Origin of the sequence: Paenibacillus sp. 79R4 (assembly GCF_013393165.1) — a bacterium.
Lineage (GTDB): Bacteria > Bacillota > Bacilli > Paenibacillales > Paenibacillaceae > Fontibacillus.
Window position 1 is genome coordinate 48,524 of the sequence record NZ_QJOT01000017.1, and the last position, 19,015, is coordinate 67,538.

Below are 19,015 nucleotides of genomic sequence, written 5' to 3' on the forward strand. Positions count from 1 at the left end.
CAGGACAGGAGCAAATTTCGCTCTTGTCCTGCTATTTTTTTACTCTGATGAATCATGATCCTCCACTCTCGTACGAGACGCTAATAATTTTGGAGGTTGGAATAAGAATGCGCCGCTGCTGGTCATCTTCAATCTCTAGCAAGTCGTCAGCGACAGCAATCAAAGTGCCGCGCACAAGGGTATCATGAAGACGGATCGTCATATACTGCCCGATGACATCGTTCAACCGGTTTCTAGTATCCTGATTCGGGAAGGTAGCGAAAGCCAGGGCTTGCTCCAGGTGATCGATTCTAACGCTCAGAAGGGATAGTGAAGCTTCCAATATCTGAATGCGTTTTCGGTCCGGTAAATTGAACAATAAGCGTAGAATCCCCATCGTATATTCACCCCCTTGTCCAGAAGTATCTCTTTAATAGGAGACAAAATATCATATGTTCATAGTTTGATAGAGTTCGAACAAGCGTATATGAAAAATAAATAATTGCTGATTATACTCAGGGATTATTGTGCTTGACAGATAGATATGATTCAATCAAGTAAAGAGTTCTACTTGACCGGATGAGTGTATAAGAAATCTATTAAGCTTTCAAAAGGAGGGATATTCAATGAAACCGACATCCTCGCTCTCTATTAAACCGGATGAGATCGTCTTGCCTGCGCGTCTGCCGCTTTCCGTCTCGACCTCGCTTGGGGTTTCTCCATCATTTCAACGGCTGCATTGGCACCGGGCTTTGGAGATCAACTGGATTACAAAGGGCAGCGGCACCTATATCATAAATGGGCAGGATTATCCTTTTATTGAAGGGGATCTATTCCTGATTGATTCTCATGACCTGCACCGGGCGTATGAAGGGACCGATCTGGAGATGGTGATCATCATGTTTGAGCCTGTATTTCTCGGTTCGGAATACAAATACGATCATGATATCCTCCTTCCTTTCCGCCAAATGGGCAACCCGCTCTCCAATCATATCTCCCAGGAACACCCGGCTGCGCAGCAGCTTGGACAATATGTGATGAGAATGTATCAGGAGTACGAGGGGAAGAAGCGTTCCTATGCCTCGGCGATCCGCGGCTGGCTGCTGCTCTTCCTGACAGAGATGAATCGTTCCATCCATACCGGACAAGGCGAACAGAGCCGGGCGGTCGTGAAGCATCTGGAACAGATCAGACATGTTGTTCAGGTGATGGAAGCGAAATTGGCTCACCCATGGACCTTGAAGGAATTGGCGGATGAGGCGCATTTAAGCCCCTCGCGGTTCAGTGCCCTATTTTGCCAAATCGTAGGTACGTCGCCGATGAAATACCTGGTGCAACTGCGGATTGATCACGCCGTGGGTTTGCTGGAGCAGGATGATCTTAGCATTCTCGAAATTGCTGAAGCTAGCGGGTTCCGCAACCTTTCCAACTTCAATCGCCTGTTCCTGGGACAGACAGGAACGACGCCTTCGGTGCTGAAGCGACGGCTGCATGGCGAGGAAGGGGAATAAGCTTTTATCGCATGAGTTTATGTTTTAGTAAGATAGTATTAAAAATGAGGACTATTGCAGAAGAATGCGACAGTCCTTTTTAGTATGCTTAAGAGGAAGGAGAGATGCCAGATGAACTACTACTTGGGCGTTGACGCCGGGGGCAGCAAGACGCATGGCCTGCTCGTCAATGCGAAGGGGGAGACCCTTGGCAGAGGAGCAAGCGGGAATGGCAACCATCAGACCAATCCCCGGAATGCGGGCCGTAACATCGCATCTGCCTGCAACCAGGCGCTGCGTGAAGCAGGATTATCTGTTCACGACATTACTCATGCTTTTTTTGGATTGGCGGGAGCGGATCGGGAGGCGGATTATCGCATTCTTCGTCCCATGATCGCCGAATTGAATTTTCCCGATTACTCTATCGCGTGCGATACGATGATTGCCATGCGTGCGGGGAGTGAGCATCCCTACGGGGCGGTTATTATTAGCGGTACAGGCTTTAATGCAGCGGCCAGGAACCGCGCCGGTGAAGAATTGCAGTACGGAGGGTTTGGCTTCCTGTTCGGAGACGGACAAGGCTCCGGGCGGGATCTGGCTAACTTCGCGTTCCGTTCAGCCATCCGCGCCTGGGATCGCCGCGGCAAATCAACGCTGTTAACGGAGCTGGTATTACAGGCGAGCGGGTTTGCCAGCGTGCCGCAAATGCTGGATGCGGTTCTGGATGGGGAGTATACTCCTCCATTAGAGCTTGCCAAGCTGATGTTCGAGGCGGCGGAGCAGGGAGATGATATAGCGGCTTCTATTCTCGTGGAACAGGGTGTTGAGCTCGGCAATGCTGCGGCCGCTCTGATTGTCAGACTGGGAATGGAGCAAGAGGAATTTAATGTTGTGCTGGGAGGGAGCATCCTCTCTAAAGTGCGCACGGATATTATGCGTGATGCGATCAAGCGGCGAATCACCCTTACCGCGCCGCGGGCGACGATCACACGGATTACGATGGATCCGGTCGCCGGCGCTGTGCTTAGTGCCATGGATCGGGATGGGCAAGAGATCAGCCCGCAGGTGAAGCATAATTTAAGCCTGGTTTCTTTTTCTGATATGAAAGGAGAGGTACAGTGATGAAGACACAACATGGAATTAAGGTGGCAGTCATTGGCGGAGGTTCGTCCTATACACCTGAATTGGTGGAGGGACTGCTGAAGAGCTACGAGGAAATGCCGATTGCTGAGCTATGGCTCGTTGATATTGAGGAAGGCAAGCATAAATTAGAGATTGTTGGTAATTTGGCCAAACGGATGGTTAAGAAATCGGGCCTGCCGATTGAGGTGCATTTGACGCTGGATCGGCGTGCGGCAATTAAAGATGCTGATTTCGTCTCAACTCAGATCCGCGTAGGGTTGCTGGAAGCTAGAAAGCTTGATGAGCATATTCCGATTTCACACGGGGTGATCGGCCAGGAGACGACCGGCCCGGGAGGCATGTTCAAAGCGCTGCGTACGGTACCGGTTATTCTCGATATTTGCCGTGATATTGAAGAGCTCGCACCGAATGCCTGGATGCTCAATTTTACGAATCCGGCGGGCATGATTACGGAGGCCGTTACTAAATATTCGCGAGTGCGCTCCGTAGGTTTATGTAATTCTCCGATCAATTTCAAGAAATTTCTGGCGGAAGCCTATCAAGTGGATGAGAATCAGGTGCTGCCTGAATTCGTTGGCATTAATCATCTGCACTGGGTAACCTCGGCATTGGTTAACGGCAAGGAACGGATGCCGGAATTGTTGGCAGGCAAGGGCGAGTACTCGGCCAAGAACGTGCCAACGCTGGGCTGGGATCCGGAGTTCCTGCAATCGTTGGGTGCGGTCCCAACCTACTACCTCAAGTATTATTACATGATGAATGAAATGTTCGATGAGATGAAGGAATCACTGGAGAAGAACGGAACCCGGGCCGATGTGGTCAGCCGTGTAGAGAAAGAATTGTTCGAGCTGTATGCTAACGAAGAATTGGAAGAGAAGCCGAAGCAACTGGAGCAAAGAGGCGGGGCATTCTACTCGGAAGCCGCTGTACATCTCATGAGATCACTCTATACAGGCCGCAATGATATTCAGACTTTGAACGTGGCGAACCATGGAATATTTGACTTCTTGCCGGATAACGCCAGCATTGAAGTGAACTGCGTCGTAACCTCTGAGGGACCGATTCCGCTTGTGCCGCAGAATATTCCAGAACATGTCAAAGGGCTACTGCATGCGGTGAAGACCTACGAAAGCCTGGCGATCGACGCGGCGGTCAGCGGGGATCGCGGTCTGGCTTTGCAGGCGCTGGTTCATCATCCGTTGGTACCGTCCGTCTCCGTAGCCAAGGTGCTGCTTGATGAAATGCTGGAGGCGCATCGCCGATATCTACCGAATTTCTTCTGATCCGAAAAATAAGAGAAACTGGTTTGGTTCATGGGAAGAGCCTTTTGCAGAAATTCCGCTTCAGGTATGAAGCGGTAATTAAATAAATATAGGTCGGCATCAAAAACCTGGTTGCATGATAAAGACCAGGTTTTTTCCTATTCGAAAGATACATCGACGTGAAACTTTCCCAGGAGCGAATTGACAAAAGAAGGAGGAAAAGATTATTATGAGTTAAAAGTCAATGAGTGGTGAGTCAATGAAATGACTAAGACGCGTCGCCAGCTCCAAAAGGAGCAAACGAGAAAACATTTAATAGAGACTGCCTTCAGGCAATTTGCACAGCGCGGCTTCATGACGGTCAGAACTGCCGATATTGCCCAAGCTGCGCGAGTATCCCATGGCACCGTTTTTGCCCATTTTGCAACACAGGAAGCGTTGTTTAATGCTGTCATTGAAGAATTTGGTCTGCGGATTTCAAGAAGACTTCATGAACTGGCAGTAGGCAACCATGGATTGCGGGAGGTGCTGGAAGCCCATCTCAAGGGCTTAAGGGAATTTGAAGCCCTTTATACCCGATGGGTGGTTGAGAGCCGGGTGCTTCCCGATAGCACAAGGGACACCTTTACCATGGTTCAATCGACTATCTCCTTCCACATCAGCCAGGCGGCTGAGCGGGAAATGGATACGGGCGAGCAGATCCGGTTCCCTGTACACCTGCTGTTTAATACCTGGATCGGATTGCTTCACTACTATCTGGCAAACGACGATCTTTTTGCTCCCGGAGGATCTGTATTGGATCGGTACGGCCAGGAACTGCTGGAACATTTTATGCGTTTAATCAAAGCCTGTTAGCTGGAGAAAAAGCAAGAAACCATTCAAAAGAATTCAACCCGTTTGCTTCCTTGCAGAGCAAGGCAATATTCATGGTCGTTAACAATAAGGTCTAATCCCATCTCTGACGGATGGGTGAGAGGGTGGACAGAATGAAAATCTGTGTTGCGTGCGGTATGCCAATGACAGAAGTTGCTGATTTTGCATTGAGGGATGTCGAAAAAGATTATTGCGTGCATTGTATGAGGCCCGATGGAACTATGCAGTCTTATGAAGAAAAGCTGGATTCCTTGTCCGCTTTCATCGTTAAAACTCAGGGGCTGGATCAAGGGGTCGCCCGCAATACGGCCAGAAATATGATGGCCCGGCTGCCCGCATGGAAGGTGGACGAAGCTGATGAAGGAACGGACTGATATCCTTGAAGAAATAATCCCTATGCTGGACATTGAGACGAAATTTAGAGAAATTGAGGAGTTGCTGTGTGCGAATTCCAATTTGCCGGGTCCGCGGGGAAATCTGACGCTGGCCTATAAATTTGCCGCCTGTTTTCAAAGGGAAAATCTCTCAGATGATTTACTGGACTTGCTCATGCGCTGGGTGAATATCCCGGCAGCGGAAGCTCCGGCTAATCATCCGCGGGAATATCTGCCTTTCTGCGGTATTCTGTCGCTGGGTGCCCATTACTGTTATGCCGATAAGGAGACCCAACGGCTGATCCTGCACCAGTTCAAGACCGCTATGAATGACGGGCGGTGGAGGACCAGGGAGGGGGCGGCAATGGGGCTTCAGCTTATTGCGGAGAATAATTTTCCTGCCGTAAAAGAGTACTTTATACGGTGTTATCCCGATGCAAGCGACCTTGAGAAAAGGGCGTTTGTTGCCGCTTTGGCGCATCCTCCCATTCTTCATCATCAAGAAATCGCCCGCTTCAGCTTAAAGATGAGCAGCGATATTCTGGCCGATTTTGCTGCTTCAGATCGGTTAGATCGTCGCTCAGAGCAGTTCGCTGTGTTGTCCAAAGGACTTCAGTATGCACTCAGCGTATTTGTCGCGGCGTTGCCGGAGGAAGGTTTTGCTTTATTGAAAGAGTATGCCGTCGTAAAGCATCCGGAAGTGGATAAAATTCTCCGAACCAATTTGAGCAAATCCCGGTTAACCAAAAAATACGCCCCACAGGTGGCGGAGGTTCTGGCGATCATGGAATCGCGGGGGCGTTGTTGATTTCCGTGCGATGAGCTTCCTTCATATTTCTTGATATGACGAGTAGCCTTTCATGTAGCTGGGGGTTATGTTATATTTTGTGAAGAAGTGTTTCTATCACGAACAAGGGAATTCACTAGATTTTACATTTATAAATGGGCTAGTAGGATTCGTTTGTTCAACTTATAGCACGGGTTCAGGAAGGGCGGTTGTTTCATCAAAGCGAACTTTTTGAATGACCTCTGATAGAGCAGGCAAAGGAGGGTTTACATGATCAAGCATATTGTTCTGTTCAAATTGAAAGACTCTTCACCGGAGAGCATTCGGGTGACGGAAGGAGTGCTGCGTGGATTGGAAGGAAAGGTAGAGCAATTAAGGTCGCTGGAAGTGGGAGTGGACGTTGTGAAGTCGCCTCGTTCTTACGATATTGCGTTGATTGCAACCTTTGATTCACTGGAGGATTTGCAGGGCTATCAGGTGCATCCGGAGCATAAAAAGGTGATCGAGCATATGAACGAAGTCCGCGAGAGCCAGGTAGCTGTAGATTTTGAATTCTAACAAATCGATAAGGCATGGAGGTTAGCGCATGTATTATGTGAACCGGGAGCAAATCGAACGGAGATTGGATGTTATCCCTGAGATTTTACAGGTCTGCACACTAGCGAATACGAATTCGGGAGAGCACTTGCTGGCCCGTTATGCGGAGGAGAGGGCCATTCATTTGGCCATTGAGGTTGTGACGGATGTCGGCAGTTATTTGATCGACGGCTTTATCATGAGGGATGCAAGCAGCTATGAAGATATCGTTGATATTATGATGGACGAGCAGGTTGTTGACAAGGAACTGGGCAGCATCCTGACGAAGCTGGTACGCTTGCGCCGTCCTCTCGTACAGAGTTATTTCGATTGGGACAGATCTGGCGGTCATGAGCTGGTTCAATACCTTGATGAAGCATTAACTTCATTTGCGGATAAGGTTCGCAGTTATCTGGATCGGGAAGCGATTCCTTCTTGACAGGTCGGCAAAAAAATAGGCAGTAAATTGTGACAGGCCAAGCTGCATCTGCTTATAATGACATTAATTATATAGGTATTCGCCCTTATAGCTGAAAGGAGGCTGCCTTCTGCGGGAGGAAAACGCCATATCGGTTGTTAGTGCGGGTGTACGATAAGGAGAGATGGACTATGAGTAAAGGGAACAAAGGCTGGATTTGGGGCGCTGCTATCGGTACGGTCGTAGGTTCAGTTGCAGCACTGCTGTTTGCTCCGAAGGCAGGACGGGAAATGCGCAAGGATATCGCGGACGGCGCGCGTCAAGTTGGCGAGAAGACGCAAGAGGTGGCCAGCAAGGTGTCCGAGCAAGGGGCTCAATTAGTTGATAAGGTGAAGAAAACAACGGGCGATCTCATCGAAGATTTCCAGGAATGGCGTGGGAGCAAATCTGACGGGACCGTTGAAGTGCGTGTGTCATCTGTAGCGGATGACGAAGATCCTCTGCTGCTGGAGACCGCTGTAATCGGCGTGGCCGAGGATGCAGAGCAAGCGTCAGCCGCTGTAGAAGAGATTGCCGAATCCGTTGCTGAAGAAGCAGGAGATGCGGTTGAGGAAGTTGTTCAAGCAGTCAAAGATGAAGTTGAGGAAGCCTAATTTATAGCAAGCTTAAATCGAAAGTGCTTAGCGAGGATGATTGATACTTAGAAGAAGGCCTTATCACCCGACTTTGGGCAAGAGGCCTTCTTCTTTATTTTATGAAAAGGCTGTGTTGTTGATAATTCATTTACTTAATCACTACATATTCCAAATCAACCAGTCTCGCATAAGTAACAACTTGATCTGTTGTTAAGTGAAGTGATACAACGGTATGATGACCGCCACCGTTCTCGATCCAGGCCTTAACCCCATCCTGGAAGTTAGGCTTAACGTTCCAAAGAACACGGGCTACGGGAAGTTTCGGTGCCGGAATCGTCGGTTCAAATGCAGAAACCTCATTGATCAACAGTTTAAAGTGAGTGCCAAAATCAGCCATGGATACGACTACTCCGTCTCCGCTTCTACCGTCAAACACCAAACGTGCCGGAGCTTCGCGATCGCCAATGGATAATGGAGACACGATAATTTTGGGTCTGTTGCTGGCCAGAGTCGGATCTACTTCAAGCATATGTGATTGGAGGATGGATTCTTGACCTGCCATTAATTCATAAGTGTAATCTTCCATAAAGCCGGTAGCCTTATTGTGACTCATCACTTTGAGCAGGCGATCGAGCGCTGCCGTCTTCCAATCTCCTTCACCAGCAAAGCCGTATCCGCTCGCCATCAAGCGTTGAACCGCCAGTCCGGGAAGCTGCATCATGCCATGCAGATCTTCGAAGTTTGTTGTGAAAGCATTGTAGCCGCCATGATCCAGAAATCGCTTGATAGCTATTTCATAGCTCGCCTGTACTTTGACACTTGCTTCCCAAGCATCCTTGCTGTAAGGACCGTAATCAAATTCATATAGCGCTGCATATTCCGCAAACAAAGCATCGACTTCTTCATCCGTAACTTCATTTATGTATTGCACAAGGTCGCCAATCCCATAGTAGTCGACGGTCCAACCCAATTGGATTTGCGCCTCAATCTTATCCCCTTCGGTAACGCCAACATTGCGCATGTTGTCACCAAAGCGAGCGACTTTTATGTTGAAGCTTTCGTTGAAAGCCACAGCGACGTCCATCCAATCGGCAATTTGCCGTTGTACTTCCGGGCGTTCCCAGTAACCCACTACTATTTTGTTCTGTTTCTTTAAGCGAGCATTTATAAAACCGTATTCACGATCCCCATGAGCTGCTTGGTTTAGATTCATGAAGTCCATATCCATCGTTGCCCAAGGGATGCTTTCATTATATTGCGTGGCTAAATGAAGCAGAGGCTTTTGCAAGAGCTTTGTTCCACGGATCCACATTTTAGCAGGCGAAAAGGTATGCATCCAAGTGATGACTCCGGCCACCTCGTCCCGATAATTGACTTCTTTCATGAGGCTTGTAATTTTATCCGCGCTGACAGCCAAATCCTGCAATATAAGCGGATAGGGCAGCATTCCGCTTTTATTCAAAATATCCGTCATAGTTTGAGCGTGAGTTTTAACCTCGGATAATGCTGCTTCTCCATATAAATGCTGTGATCCGACAACAAACCAGAACTGTTTTTTTGCTGCAACTGTTGACATACTCATCCTCTTTTCTAATAAATAGATGGATTCATTACTTCTGTCCGTAGTAAGCGTTTTGGCCATGTTTGCGTAAATAATGCTTATCCAGAATAGGCTGCGGCAATTCCTCCGCATATTGGTTTAGCTCTCTGGCAAATAAGTTCATTTTCGAAACCTCTTCCAACACAACACTGTTCATCACCGCTGATTTTGCATCTTTTCCCCAGGTGAACGGGCCATGTCCCTTGAGTAAAATGCCGGGAACCGCTAAAATATCCAAGCCCCGCTGCTCGAAGGTTTCGATGATAACGCGACCTGTCTCCGCCTCGTAATCGCGTTGTATTTCCTCTTGTGTGAGGTAACGGGCACAGGGGATGGTGCCATAAAAGGTATCGGCATGTGTCGTTCCCATTACAGGAATATCAAGTCCTGCCTGAGCCCAAACCGTTGCCCAAGTGGAATGCGTGTGCACGATCGCTCCGATCTCCGGGTAATTTTTATATAATACGGCGTGAGTGGGGGTATCGGATGAAGGTCTTAAATCTCCCTCAATCACACGGCCATCCAAATCGACAACGACCATATCGCTGGCTTTCATCGTGTCATAGCTTATACCGCTGGGTTTAATCACGAACAAACCGCGCGCCCGATCGATAGCGCTTACATTTCCCCATGTATATTTAATAAGTCCATGCTTCGGCAATTCCAGATTGGCTTGAAAAACTTCCTCTTTAAGTTGCTCTAACACGTCGCTCCCTCCATTTCCTAAAATAAACTGTCGACCGCGGCCCGCTCAATGACCAGACCTTTTTTGTATCTATCCATAAAGGTTTCGAACCCTTTTACATCGACTGGATCAGGAGGAATCTCTTGTCCATGAATCTCTTTGAACACCTTGTGATCGAGAAAATCCTCCAATCTTTCTCCATGCGCCTTGTTCACCATGTAAGAGGCCAGAATAGCCATCCCCCAAGCCCCGCCTTCACCCGCTGTCGATAAGACGGAGACAGGGACATTCATGGCGGCAGCCATTATTTTTTGGCCGACTACCGGGGTCTTAAACAAGCCGCCATGACCATAAATCCGCTCAATGACCACATTTTCTTCCTTCGTCATCAGATCCATTCCGATTTTTAGGGCTCCAAAGGAAGTGAACAGTTGAATTCGCATAAAATTAGCCAAATTAAATTTGCTCTCCGGTGTGCGGACAAATAGCGGGCGGCCCTGCTCCAATCCTGTAATATGTTCTCCCGAGAAATAACCGTAGCTGAGCAAGCCGCCGCCATCCGGATCTGCTTCCAGCGCTTGATTCAGCATCAGGCTGTACAATTGGTTGGTCTCTACCTTTTGCCCGATGAGATCGGAGAACTCGCGGAATAATCCGAGCCAGGCGTTAATATCACTGGAACAGTTATTAGCATGAACCATGCCAACGGGATATCCGTTCGGAGTGGTGACTATATCGATTTCCGGGTATACCTTTGTCAGCTGGTTCTCCAGTACGATCATTGCAAAAACAGATGTTCCTACAGATACATTCCCTGTGCGCTTCTTCACGCTATTCGTAGCAACCATTCCTGTTCCGGCATCCCCTTCCGGGGGACATAGCGGAATGCCTGCTTGCAGCTGGTTTGATGGGTCGATCATTTTCGCTCCCGCTGCGGATAAGACCCCAGCCTTTTCACCAGCCGTATAAACCTGGGGCAGCAGGTTTCTGAGCTTCCAAGCGTATCCCTGGCCAGCTACCAGTTCATCAAATGGTTTGATCATGGATTCCTGATAGTCGCCTATAGACTTGTCAATCGGAAACATACCCGAAGCGTCTCCGACACCCAGAGCTTTGTTTCCGGTCAACAGCCAGTGAATATATCCTGCTAACGTCGTAACAAACCGGATTTGTGCCACATGCTCTTCCTGGTTTAATATCGCCTGATAAAGATGGGCAATACTCCAGCGTTCAGGGATATTGAATTGGAACAGTTCGGTCAATTGTCTGGCTGCCCTGCCTGTTGTTGTATTACGCCAAGTCCGGAACGGAACGAGCAATTCGTGCTTGTCGTTCATAGCCATATATCCGTGCATCATGGCAGAAAAACCGATTGAACCGATGGTTCGGAGCGGGATGCCGTAGATGTGTTCGACTTGGTGCTTCATTTCGGCGTACGCCTGTTGCAGACCTGTGATAATATCCTCCAAGCTATACGTCCAATAGCCGTCCTGCAGCCGATTTTCCCATTCATAGCTTCCTGAAGCGATCGTCTGAAAGCGATGATCAATCAGTACTGCTTTGATACGTGTGGATCCGAATTCAATACCAAGCGAGGTGTCTCCTTTATCGATCGCTTGGGTAATACTGCTCCATCGATTTGAAATCAATTGGTTCACCTCTCTGACAGCGTTTTATTAAATGAATAAACGGTCCTTGTTAATTTACAGTTATAGTATGTTTTTGTACGTACATTTGTCAATATAATAATTGATATGTACATACAAGTTAAAAGATCAGATGGTCTTTATACTGCAAGTCATAGGTTTGTTGAAGGCTGGAAATACGTTTGGCTTTTTATATATTTCATAGATCATGCTATAATTTGTACATACAAATAGACCCTAGTTTTAGGAACGAAATAGCGAGCTAATGAGGAAAAAGGAGTTCATATGAAACCGAAATATCAAGCGATCATTGATGATATAAAGAGTAGAATCCTCTCAGGGGATTTCAACGTAGGTGAGCAAATTCCGACAGAGTCTGCCCTGCAGTCGATGTATTCTGTTAGCAGGCAGACGGTCCGGAAAGCTATTCTGGAGCTGACAAACGAAGGATTTTTACGCAGTGAGAAGGGATCTGGCACATATGTCAGCAGCCAATATAGATCAAAAACAGGCGGAAGCAGCAAGAAAACCATCGGTGTCATTACGACTTATATTTCCGATTACATATTTCCCTCCATCATTAGGGGGATAGAAAGCAGGATTAATGAGGATGATTATTCATTGCTCCTGGCGAGTACCAATAACAACCTTGATCGGGAGAAAAAGGCCCTGGAAATGATGCTGTCCTACGGTGTGGACGGCTTAATTGTCGAGCCCACGAAGAGTAATCTGTACAACCCCAATATTGCCTACTATTTATCGTTCAAGGAATTAGATATCCCCTACCTGATGATCAATGCTTATTATGAAGAATTGGAGGCGCCTTTTCTTTGTCTCGATGACGTGCAGTCCAGCTATCTGGCAACTAAAGAGTTAATTGCCAAGGGACATACTCAAATTGGGATTATCGCCAAGATGGATGATTTGCAAGGGAAGCATCGGATGAAGGGATATATAAAAGCGCTTGGCGAGGCTAAATTGCGTTTTGAGCCGGAGCGGGTTTTGTCGTTTGACACGGAAACGAAGCAGGGGCTCTCCATGAATCTGAAACAATATTTAATGAATAATAGAGGTGTACTTACAGCCCTTGTTTGCTATAACGACGAGGTGGGCCTGGAGGTACTCCATGTTTGCCGAGAGTTGGGGATTTCGATCCCGGAGGAGTATTCGATTATTGGTCAAGATAATTCCTATATCGCCAAAAATGCAAATATCAAGCTAACTACGTTGACCCATCCCCAAGAACAAATGGGACGTGATGCAGCTGATTGGATTATAAGCAAGCTGCAAGGGAAGAAAGAATTGCCAGACCATATTTACTATCAACCTGTGTTAATCGAAGGTGAAACCGTCTTAGAGAGATAGTACTCCATAATCCTGCTTCATCGGCTCTTTTTCTTGTGCAGAGGTGCTTTAATGCGGTCATTTGCATCCTTGTACCATCCTTGAAATTACGCTAATATTTAGGTACGCTTTATGCAAGGCAGTCATAAAGTAACGAGTAGAGAAATAATACTAATAAACAAAGGAAGCGGTATGTTCGTGCAGCAAGCCATCGCAATATTAGACTCGGGCGTCGGAGGACTCACCGTCGTCAAGGAAGTCATGAGACAGCTTCCTAGAGAAAAAATTATCTATTTTGGGGACACCGAGCGTGCTCCCTATGGTCCGCGTACACCTGAAGAAGTAAGCTCCTTCACGGAGCAGATTGTTGATTTTCTAATTCAATTTGATCCTAAAATGATTGTTATCGCCTGTAATACCGCTACTGCGGCGGCTCTGGAATATATCAAGGGAAAGGTGAATATTCCTGTAATCGGTGTAATTCATCCTGGAGCCCGCGCCGCTATCAGCGCCACCAAGACAGGGCAGATTGGAGTCATTGGTACAATAGGTACGATTCGAAGCGGAGCCTATATAACGGCTCTTAAGGAATTAAATCCAGGTGTAGAAATCGTAAGCAAGGCGTGTCCAACGCTGGCGCCTCTGGTTGAGCAGGGACGGTATAATACGCCAGAAGCCCTCGAGCTAGTGCAGGACTCTCTTACGGAGATCAGACATTATTCACTGGATTGTCTCATCCTCGGCTGTACCCATTACCCGTTCCTCAAGAAGGAGATCAGACAGGTGATGGGGCCGAGCGTCAAGCTGATCAGTTCCGCCGATGAGACGGCGCGGGAGATCAGCACTATTCTGTATCAAAAAGACAGCCTGGCGAAAGGGAATGAAATCCCGATTCATCAGTTCTTTTGCAGCGGAGACCCGGGAATTTTCCGTAAAATAGCTTTACAATGGTTGGGAGAACAAATTGAGTTAACGCCGATTGTATGGCAAGTATCGAATCCTTCTTAAACTAACAAAAAAACCTTTGGGTGGTTATAGCCATCCAAAGGTTTTTTGCTCAAAGCACCTTCAAAATCCTTAAAAAGCTATTTTGGGAGTGGGCACATTACCATCAGGGCTCCGGGATCAGCCGAGACGGAGAGGGGAGTAGAAGCAATCTGCTCTCCATCTCCAAGCGCCAGCCGGGAAAGCGAGCTGTGGACCGAAATATGCCTGCCGCGCATCATCGTCACGAAGGGAAGCCGTGTATGCTTGCCGAACAGCAGCGTTGGAAACAGCATCAGAAGCTTCAGCTTAGAGCAGTCATGAACGATGCAAATGTCCAGCATGCCGTCATCGGGTTTCGCTTCCGGGCAGATCGTCAGCCCTCCGCCATAGCTGATTACATTATTGACCGCGGTCAGCCAGGCCGAAGAATAGTGATGAATAACCCCGTCACATTCCACAGTCAGGTCGGCTGGGCGGAAGGTGAGCAGGGTATGAAATACACCAATGACATAGGCCAATCTTCCAAAGCCTATAGCGTTGCATATCTTTTTATAACGGCTCTTATTGACATTGTCGGCCACCTCGGCATCAAAGCCGACGGCCAGTGCAGTTAATGTGCTGCGGCCCGTCGTTGAGATAAGGTCGGCAATTCTTGGCAAGCCCTGCAGCATGGTATCAACAGCAGCCGGTATCTTCTTGGGAATGCCGAATCCTCGGGCGGTATCATTGCCGGAACCAGCCGGGAAGACAGCGAGCGGAATTCCGGTTGCGCGCAGCGCAGGCAAGAGACTGTGAATGGTACCGTCTCCACCCACAACGCCAACTGCTTTCCATTCTACCGGAGCAGCCAGCTGCTCCTTAAGATAAGCTTGGGCTCCTTCAGCACTCTCGGTAAATTGATATTCGTAAGCTATTCCTTTATGATCAAGAATCTGACTGATTTCTCGCCAGACCCGTCTTCCTCCCCCATTGCCTGAGCGTTGATTCACGATAAATAAGTACATGATAGTTCCTCCATACGCAGGTCGTTCGATTCAGGTAGTTTCGGTTTCCCACTAGAATAGATGCGTTCCCAAAGTTCTTATGCATTCTATGAATAATTGGCACTCGGACTTTTGAATGCGGATACATTTCATAAGTTTAAGTAGTTTAAGTGTAACAAATTAAGATTAAAAAGGAACCATTAAATTTTGAGGAGAGAGCCTATGCAATGGATCGCGATCATCACGATGCTGCTCGATCATATCGGAGCGGCGTTCTTTTCCGGAGAATTAATATGGCGTATAATTGGCCGCATCGCTTTCCCGATCTATGCCTATGCATTGGTGCAAGGCTTCCGGTATACGAAGAGCTACGGAAAGTATATGCTGCGGCTCACGATCATTGCGGCCCTGTCCCAGCTCCCTTATCAGATCGCCCTAAGCCGAAGTGGAATAAATGTCGTAGCGACGCTCCTAGTGGCTGCTTTGCTGCTGCGCTTGCTAGATCGTACGCGCCCGGGGATACGATCGATCCTGCTAATTGCAGGCTGCAGCTTGCTGGTAGAGGTTCTCCCGTTTGATTATGGGGCATATGGACTGCTTCTGGTGCTTATATTCAGATATGCGGAGAAATATCAACTGCTGTTCATGCATGTATTGCTGAACGTGATTTATTTGCTGGCATATGGCTGGGTCGTGCAAATGACGAGTATTATACCAACGCTATTCATCGTGCTTGGTCCTGCTTTATGGCACAGGCTGGAGTCGATTCGAATGCCGCGCTGGCTGTGGCGCTCTTATTATCCGCTCCATCTTCTAGTGCTGGCGGCAATTAGCTACTGGCATGTTTAACATCGGAATAGAAACGGAAAGGGGAGGAGAAAACATGGATTTATGGTCATTCGCGGATCGGATTGAACCCGCGATTGTAGAGGTGTGTGGCGGTTATCGCTATGCCGATTTCCAAGCTCAAAGCATGGAATTGATGCGGAAATATCCGCAGCTATGCCGACGAAGCATTGGCAGAAGTGTTCTTGGGCGATCGATCGACTGTTTTATCATCGGCAATGGTTCGGAACACCTGCATATGAACGGGGCGGTGCACGCGAATGAATGGATTACTACTCCGCTCCTGCTGCGATTTATGGAGGAGCTGCTGGAACACGCTGGTTCGCAGCGCTCAGAGGCGATTGCCCGTTTACTGGAGCGGGCGACGTTGTGGATCGTACCGATGGTTAATCCGGACGGGGTTGATCTGGCCCAGGACGGTGCTGCCATGGCCGACGATAGCTGGAGAAGCTGTTTGCTTGCATGGAATGAGGGCAGCGATGATTTTACAGCATGGAAGGCAAATATTCGTGGGGTCGACCTGAATGATCAGTTCCCGGCTTGCTGGGAGACAGAGCGTGAGCGCCGTCAGGTTTGCGGGCCAGCTTCCCAGGATTACAGCGGTCCTTGCCCGCTAAGTGAGCCAGAAGCCCAGGCTTTGGCGGAGCTGACGGAGACTGTGGAGTTCAGCCGTGTTCTCTCGCTCCATACTCAAGGCCGAGAGATATACTGGAACTACCGGAATCAGGAGCCGCCGGAGGCGGAGGTCTTGGCAGAGAAATTGGCAGCGGCGAGCGGTTACCGTGCTGTGAAGCTAAGTGGAAGTGATGCGGGGTATAAGGACTGGTTCATTATGCAATTCTGTCGCCCGGGCTACACAGTGGAGGCGGGAGAGGGTAAAAATCCATTGCCGCCGGAACAATTCGATTCCATCTATAAAGACCTGGCGCCACTGCTGTTTGAGTTTATCCGGGGATAGAATTCTCCCCGGATGGCCGTCAGGCCTGATTTGCATTTGTTCCTGCCAAGGCAATAAACTGGTGTAGAAGAGAGCAAACAGGGTATTCTACATAGAGGTGGTAGTCCCTGAATCCGCAGGCTAAGGAGGGCTCGCAATGAAATGGTCGAAATTGTGGTCGCTGCGGCATTGGTCACATATTTTTCGGCGGGTGCCCAGGCTGCTTCAATCCCCGCAGATTCCATTGCTGGACAAGCTTCTGCTTACTGTTCCGGCACTGCTGTATTGGGTGCTGCCGGATTTTCTCCCATTTATTCCGATTGATGATCTGGCGGTCACAATGTTGTTGATGAACTGGTTCGTAGCCCGGGCAGAACGTAAATACCCATCTGTTTAAGATAAGCTCGTATCTGGCCAGAGGGTGCCCAATTACAGAAGATATATGCAGGACCCTTGCATCCAGGCCAAGGTTTCTTTACAATAGGAATATTGGCAGTATAGATAGAACATATTTGCTGAACAGGAGATGTCCCATATGAAAGTGAAAATTACCCGCAACGCGGCCAAAGTGATAAAGAAAGAAATGGACAAGGAAGAGAATAAGGATTTGGTCTTGAAGGTATTCATTACCCATGCTCATGGAGACCATGCTCATTATGGCCTCGATTTGGTCAAGCCTGACGATAAACTGACATTAGTATCGACCGATAAAGAAATTGATGTTCTTGTCGATGCGAACGAGCCGATGCTTGATGGCGTAAAGATCGACTACTTGTACCTGCCTGAAGAAGGATTCGTGATTACGAACCCGTCCATGGGCAACCACGGGGATCATTAAACCGGGTTGCTTCATGAGTTCACTCCGTGATCCAAAGTGAGCTTTTTGAACTTTCTTAAGCCATAGTTATTGAAGAAAAGAAGGGAATACATGATGGCGAATGACATTCGCATTTGCGATAAATGCAATCATATCCGCATGAAGACATTTCTGCCGAAGCTGAATAAGATGGCGCCTGATGCCGACATCAAGGTCGGCTGCAAGTCTTACTGCGGGCCATGCGGCAAAAGAGCCTTCATTTACATTAACGGCCGTTATGTCAGCGGTTCGACGGAGGATGAAGTGCTGGAGAAGGCGGCACCTTTTGTGAAGAAGCCGAAAAATTAAAAGATGCTATTATTAATCTAATATGAATTTTGAAGGAGCGTCCATGGTATGATGGGCGCTCTTTTTTGCGTATCGGTAGGGGGTATCTTGCTTGTAATCAACAGAATTATCAAGTAATTTGACAGCAGTGGAGGTTGGTAGTATATTATCTTTAAATAAAGATTCTTTATTATGAGACAAATTAAATCGTACGATTTGAGTTTGTATAACAAGAATAGAAGGATTACACAACAGGAGGTTATCGCATGAACCATTTAAAAGGAATCCACCACGTTACAGCGATTACGAGCAGTGCGGAGAAGAATTATGAATTTTTCACTTATATTTTAGGGATGCGTCTCGTGAAGAAGACGGTGAACCAGGATGATATTCAGACCTACCACTTGTTCTTTGCCGATGATAAAGGAAGCGCGGGCACCGATATGACGTTCTTTGACTTCCCGGGGATCGGGCAAGGGGTGCATGGTACCGATGAGATCTGGAAGACATCCTTCCGCGTACCGGATGACGCTGCGTTGAATTATTGGGAGCAACGGTTCAACCGCTTGCAGGTTGAGCATAGCGGCATTGAGGAGTTATTTGGCAAGAAGACTTTGTCATTCGTGGATTTTGACGATCAGAAGTATATGCTTATCTCGGATGAACATAACGTTGGGATCGGGTCCGGAACTCCTTGGCAGAAAGGGCCAATTCCGCTTGAGCATGCGATTACCGGCCTTGGGCCGATCTTCGTGCGCGTCAGTGACTTCAAATTTTTCAAAGAAGTGATGGAGAAGGTGTTATTGTTCAAAGAGATTGCAGAGGAAAATAAACTTCACTTGTTCGAAGTGGGGGAGGGCGGCAATGGCGCCCAAGTTATCGTAGAGCCTAATGATACGCTCCCTCGTTCCATCCAAGGCTATGGCACGGTTCACCACGCTGCGTTCCGCGTGGAAGACCGTGCGGTGCTGGAAGAATGGATTGAGCGTATGGCCAGCTTCAACTTCCCGACATCCGGTTACGTTAACCGCCATTTCTTTGAATCGTTGTACGCGCGAGTCGCGCCGCAAATCTTGTTCGAATTCGCTACGGACGGTCCTGGATTCATGGGTGACGAGCCATATGAGACATTAGGGGAAATTCTGTCGCTTCCGCCGTTTTTGGAGGGACGCCGCGCACAAATTGAACAACGGGTTCGACCGATTGATACGATGCGCAGCGATAAGGAATTTGTAAAGGAATAATCGCATGACGCCCTGAAAATTAAAACAAGCGGCAGCTTTGAGTAAATCAGAGCCGCCGCTTG

The 19,015-nt window shown here is 48.1% G+C and carries 22 protein-coding genes; 17 read left to right on the forward strand and 5 right to left on the reverse strand.

Going from position 1 to position 19,015, the window contains the following annotated elements; translation table 11 throughout:
* Window positions 1–52: 52 nt before the first annotated feature.
* Window positions 53–376 carry a hypothetical protein gene (locus DMN77_RS19890; RefSeq protein WP_068780351.1) on the reverse strand — a complete coding sequence of 108 codons (324 nt, stop codon included), beginning with the start codon at window positions 374–376 and terminating at the stop codon, window positions 53–55.
* Window positions 377–605: 229 nt separating this feature from the next.
* Here DMN77_RS19890 and DMN77_RS19895 point away from each other — a divergent pair, with 229 nt between their 5' ends.
* The 9 genes from DMN77_RS19895 (at window position 606) to DMN77_RS19935 (ending at window position 7,555) form a co-directional block, all read left to right on the forward strand.
* A complete protein-coding gene (locus DMN77_RS19895) occupies window positions 606–1,490 on the forward strand; it encodes an AraC family transcriptional regulator (RefSeq protein WP_068780352.1) in 885 nt (294 codons plus the stop codon).
* Window positions 1,491–1,601: 111 nt separating this feature from the next.
* Window positions 1,602–2,591, forward strand: coding sequence for an N-acetylglucosamine kinase (locus tag DMN77_RS19900; RefSeq protein ID WP_068780353.1), 990 nt, complete (start codon window positions 1,602–1,604; stop codon window positions 2,589–2,591).
* Window positions 2,591–3,895, forward strand: coding sequence for a 6-phospho-beta-glucosidase (locus DMN77_RS19905; RefSeq protein WP_179016114.1), 1,305 nt, complete (start codon window positions 2,591–2,593; stop codon window positions 3,893–3,895). The genes DMN77_RS19900 and DMN77_RS19905 overlap by 1 nt, the downstream gene beginning before the upstream one ends.
* A gap of 243 nt (window positions 3,896–4,138) precedes the next feature.
* Window positions 4,139–4,729 carry a TetR/AcrR family transcriptional regulator gene (locus tag DMN77_RS19910; RefSeq protein ID WP_068780355.1) on the forward strand — a complete coding sequence of 197 codons (591 nt, stop codon included), beginning with the start codon at window positions 4,139–4,141 and terminating at the stop codon, window positions 4,727–4,729.
* Window positions 4,730–4,860: 131 nt separating this feature from the next.
* Window positions 4,861–5,121 (forward strand): zinc ribbon domain-containing protein, encoded by a 261-nt coding sequence (locus DMN77_RS19915; protein WP_068780356.1) that lies wholly within the window; start codon window positions 4,861–4,863, stop codon window positions 5,119–5,121.
* A complete protein-coding gene (locus DMN77_RS19920) occupies window positions 5,105–5,929 on the forward strand; it encodes a hypothetical protein (RefSeq protein ID WP_068780357.1) in 825 nt (274 codons plus the stop codon). The genes DMN77_RS19915 and DMN77_RS19920 overlap by 17 nt, the downstream gene beginning before the upstream one ends.
* Window positions 5,930–6,178: 249 nt before the next feature.
* The gene (locus DMN77_RS19925) at window positions 6,179–6,466 is read left to right on the forward strand and encodes a Dabb family protein (RefSeq protein WP_068780358.1); all 288 of its coding nucleotides are present in this window, start codon (window positions 6,179–6,181) and stop codon (window positions 6,464–6,466) included.
* Between the two features lie 28 nt (window positions 6,467–6,494).
* Window positions 6,495–6,923 (forward strand): DUF86 domain-containing protein, encoded by a 429-nt coding sequence (locus DMN77_RS19930; RefSeq protein ID WP_068780359.1) that lies wholly within the window; start codon window positions 6,495–6,497, stop codon window positions 6,921–6,923.
* Between the two features lie 170 nt (window positions 6,924–7,093).
* The gene (locus DMN77_RS19935; RefSeq protein ID WP_179016115.1) at window positions 7,094–7,555 is read left to right on the forward strand and encodes a YtxH domain-containing protein; all 462 of its coding nucleotides are present in this window, start codon (window positions 7,094–7,096) and stop codon (window positions 7,553–7,555) included.
* A gap of 130 nt (window positions 7,556–7,685) precedes the next feature.
* Here DMN77_RS19935 and araA read toward each other — a convergent pair whose 3' ends face one another.
* The 3 genes from araA to DMN77_RS19950 are packed head-to-tail and all read right to left on the reverse strand — an operon-like array spanning window position 7,686 to window position 11,468.
* Window positions 7,686–9,113, reverse strand: coding sequence for an L-arabinose isomerase (gene araA, locus DMN77_RS19940; protein ID WP_179016116.1), 1,428 nt, complete (start codon window positions 9,111–9,113; stop codon window positions 7,686–7,688).
* A 34-nt stretch (window positions 9,114–9,147) separates the two neighbouring features.
* On the reverse strand, window positions 9,148–9,843 hold the full coding sequence (locus tag DMN77_RS19945) for an L-ribulose-5-phosphate 4-epimerase (RefSeq protein WP_179016117.1): 696 nt from the start codon (window positions 9,841–9,843) through the stop codon (window positions 9,148–9,150).
* A 17-nt stretch (window positions 9,844–9,860) separates the two neighbouring features.
* Window positions 9,861–11,468 (reverse strand): xylulokinase, encoded by a 1,608-nt coding sequence (locus DMN77_RS19950; protein WP_372776278.1) that lies wholly within the window; start codon window positions 11,466–11,468, stop codon window positions 9,861–9,863.
* Between the two features lie 285 nt (window positions 11,469–11,753).
* On the opposite strand from DMN77_RS19950, the gene DMN77_RS19955 reads away from it, so the two are divergent.
* Window positions 11,754–12,833 (forward strand): GntR family transcriptional regulator, encoded by a 1,080-nt coding sequence (locus DMN77_RS19955; protein ID WP_179016119.1) that lies wholly within the window; start codon window positions 11,754–11,756, stop codon window positions 12,831–12,833.
* A 171-nt stretch (window positions 12,834–13,004) separates the two neighbouring features.
* Window positions 13,005–13,820 carry a glutamate racemase gene (gene racE / locus DMN77_RS19960; RefSeq protein ID WP_179016120.1) on the forward strand — a complete coding sequence of 272 codons (816 nt, stop codon included), beginning with the start codon at window positions 13,005–13,007 and terminating at the stop codon, window positions 13,818–13,820.
* Between the two features lie 77 nt (window positions 13,821–13,897).
* Here racE and DMN77_RS19965 read toward each other — a convergent pair whose 3' ends face one another.
* Window positions 13,898–14,803, reverse strand: coding sequence for a diacylglycerol/lipid kinase family protein (locus DMN77_RS19965; protein ID WP_068780365.1), 906 nt, complete (start codon window positions 14,801–14,803; stop codon window positions 13,898–13,900).
* 201 nt (window positions 14,804–15,004) lie between these two features.
* Here DMN77_RS19965 and DMN77_RS19970 point away from each other — a divergent pair, with 201 nt between their 5' ends.
* The 6 genes from DMN77_RS19970 to DMN77_RS19995 all read left to right on the forward strand — a co-directional run bounded on the left by DMN77_RS19970 (window position 15,005) and on the right by DMN77_RS19995 (window position 18,953).
* The gene (locus DMN77_RS19970) at window positions 15,005–15,631 is read left to right on the forward strand and encodes a TraX family protein (RefSeq protein WP_179016121.1); all 627 of its coding nucleotides are present in this window, start codon (window positions 15,005–15,007) and stop codon (window positions 15,629–15,631) included.
* A gap of 34 nt (window positions 15,632–15,665) precedes the next feature.
* Entirely contained in the window at window positions 15,666–16,586 is a 921-nt protein-coding gene (locus tag DMN77_RS19975) for a M14 family metallopeptidase (RefSeq protein WP_179016122.1), read from the forward strand.
* A gap of 136 nt (window positions 16,587–16,722) precedes the next feature.
* The gene (locus DMN77_RS19980; RefSeq protein WP_179016123.1) at window positions 16,723–16,962 is read left to right on the forward strand and encodes a YkvA family protein; all 240 of its coding nucleotides are present in this window, start codon (window positions 16,723–16,725) and stop codon (window positions 16,960–16,962) included.
* Between the two features lie 138 nt (window positions 16,963–17,100).
* A complete protein-coding gene (locus DMN77_RS19985) occupies window positions 17,101–17,403 on the forward strand; it encodes a heme biosynthesis protein HemY (protein ID WP_068780369.1) in 303 nt (100 codons plus the stop codon).
* Between the two features lie 93 nt (window positions 17,404–17,496).
* The gene (locus DMN77_RS19990; protein ID WP_068780505.1) at window positions 17,497–17,730 is read left to right on the forward strand and encodes a DUF1450 domain-containing protein; all 234 of its coding nucleotides are present in this window, start codon (window positions 17,497–17,499) and stop codon (window positions 17,728–17,730) included.
* 245 nt (window positions 17,731–17,975) lie between these two features.
* Window positions 17,976–18,953 (forward strand): ring-cleaving dioxygenase, encoded by a 978-nt coding sequence (locus tag DMN77_RS19995; RefSeq protein ID WP_179016124.1) that lies wholly within the window; start codon window positions 17,976–17,978, stop codon window positions 18,951–18,953.
* Window positions 18,954–19,015: the final 62 nt, after the last annotated feature.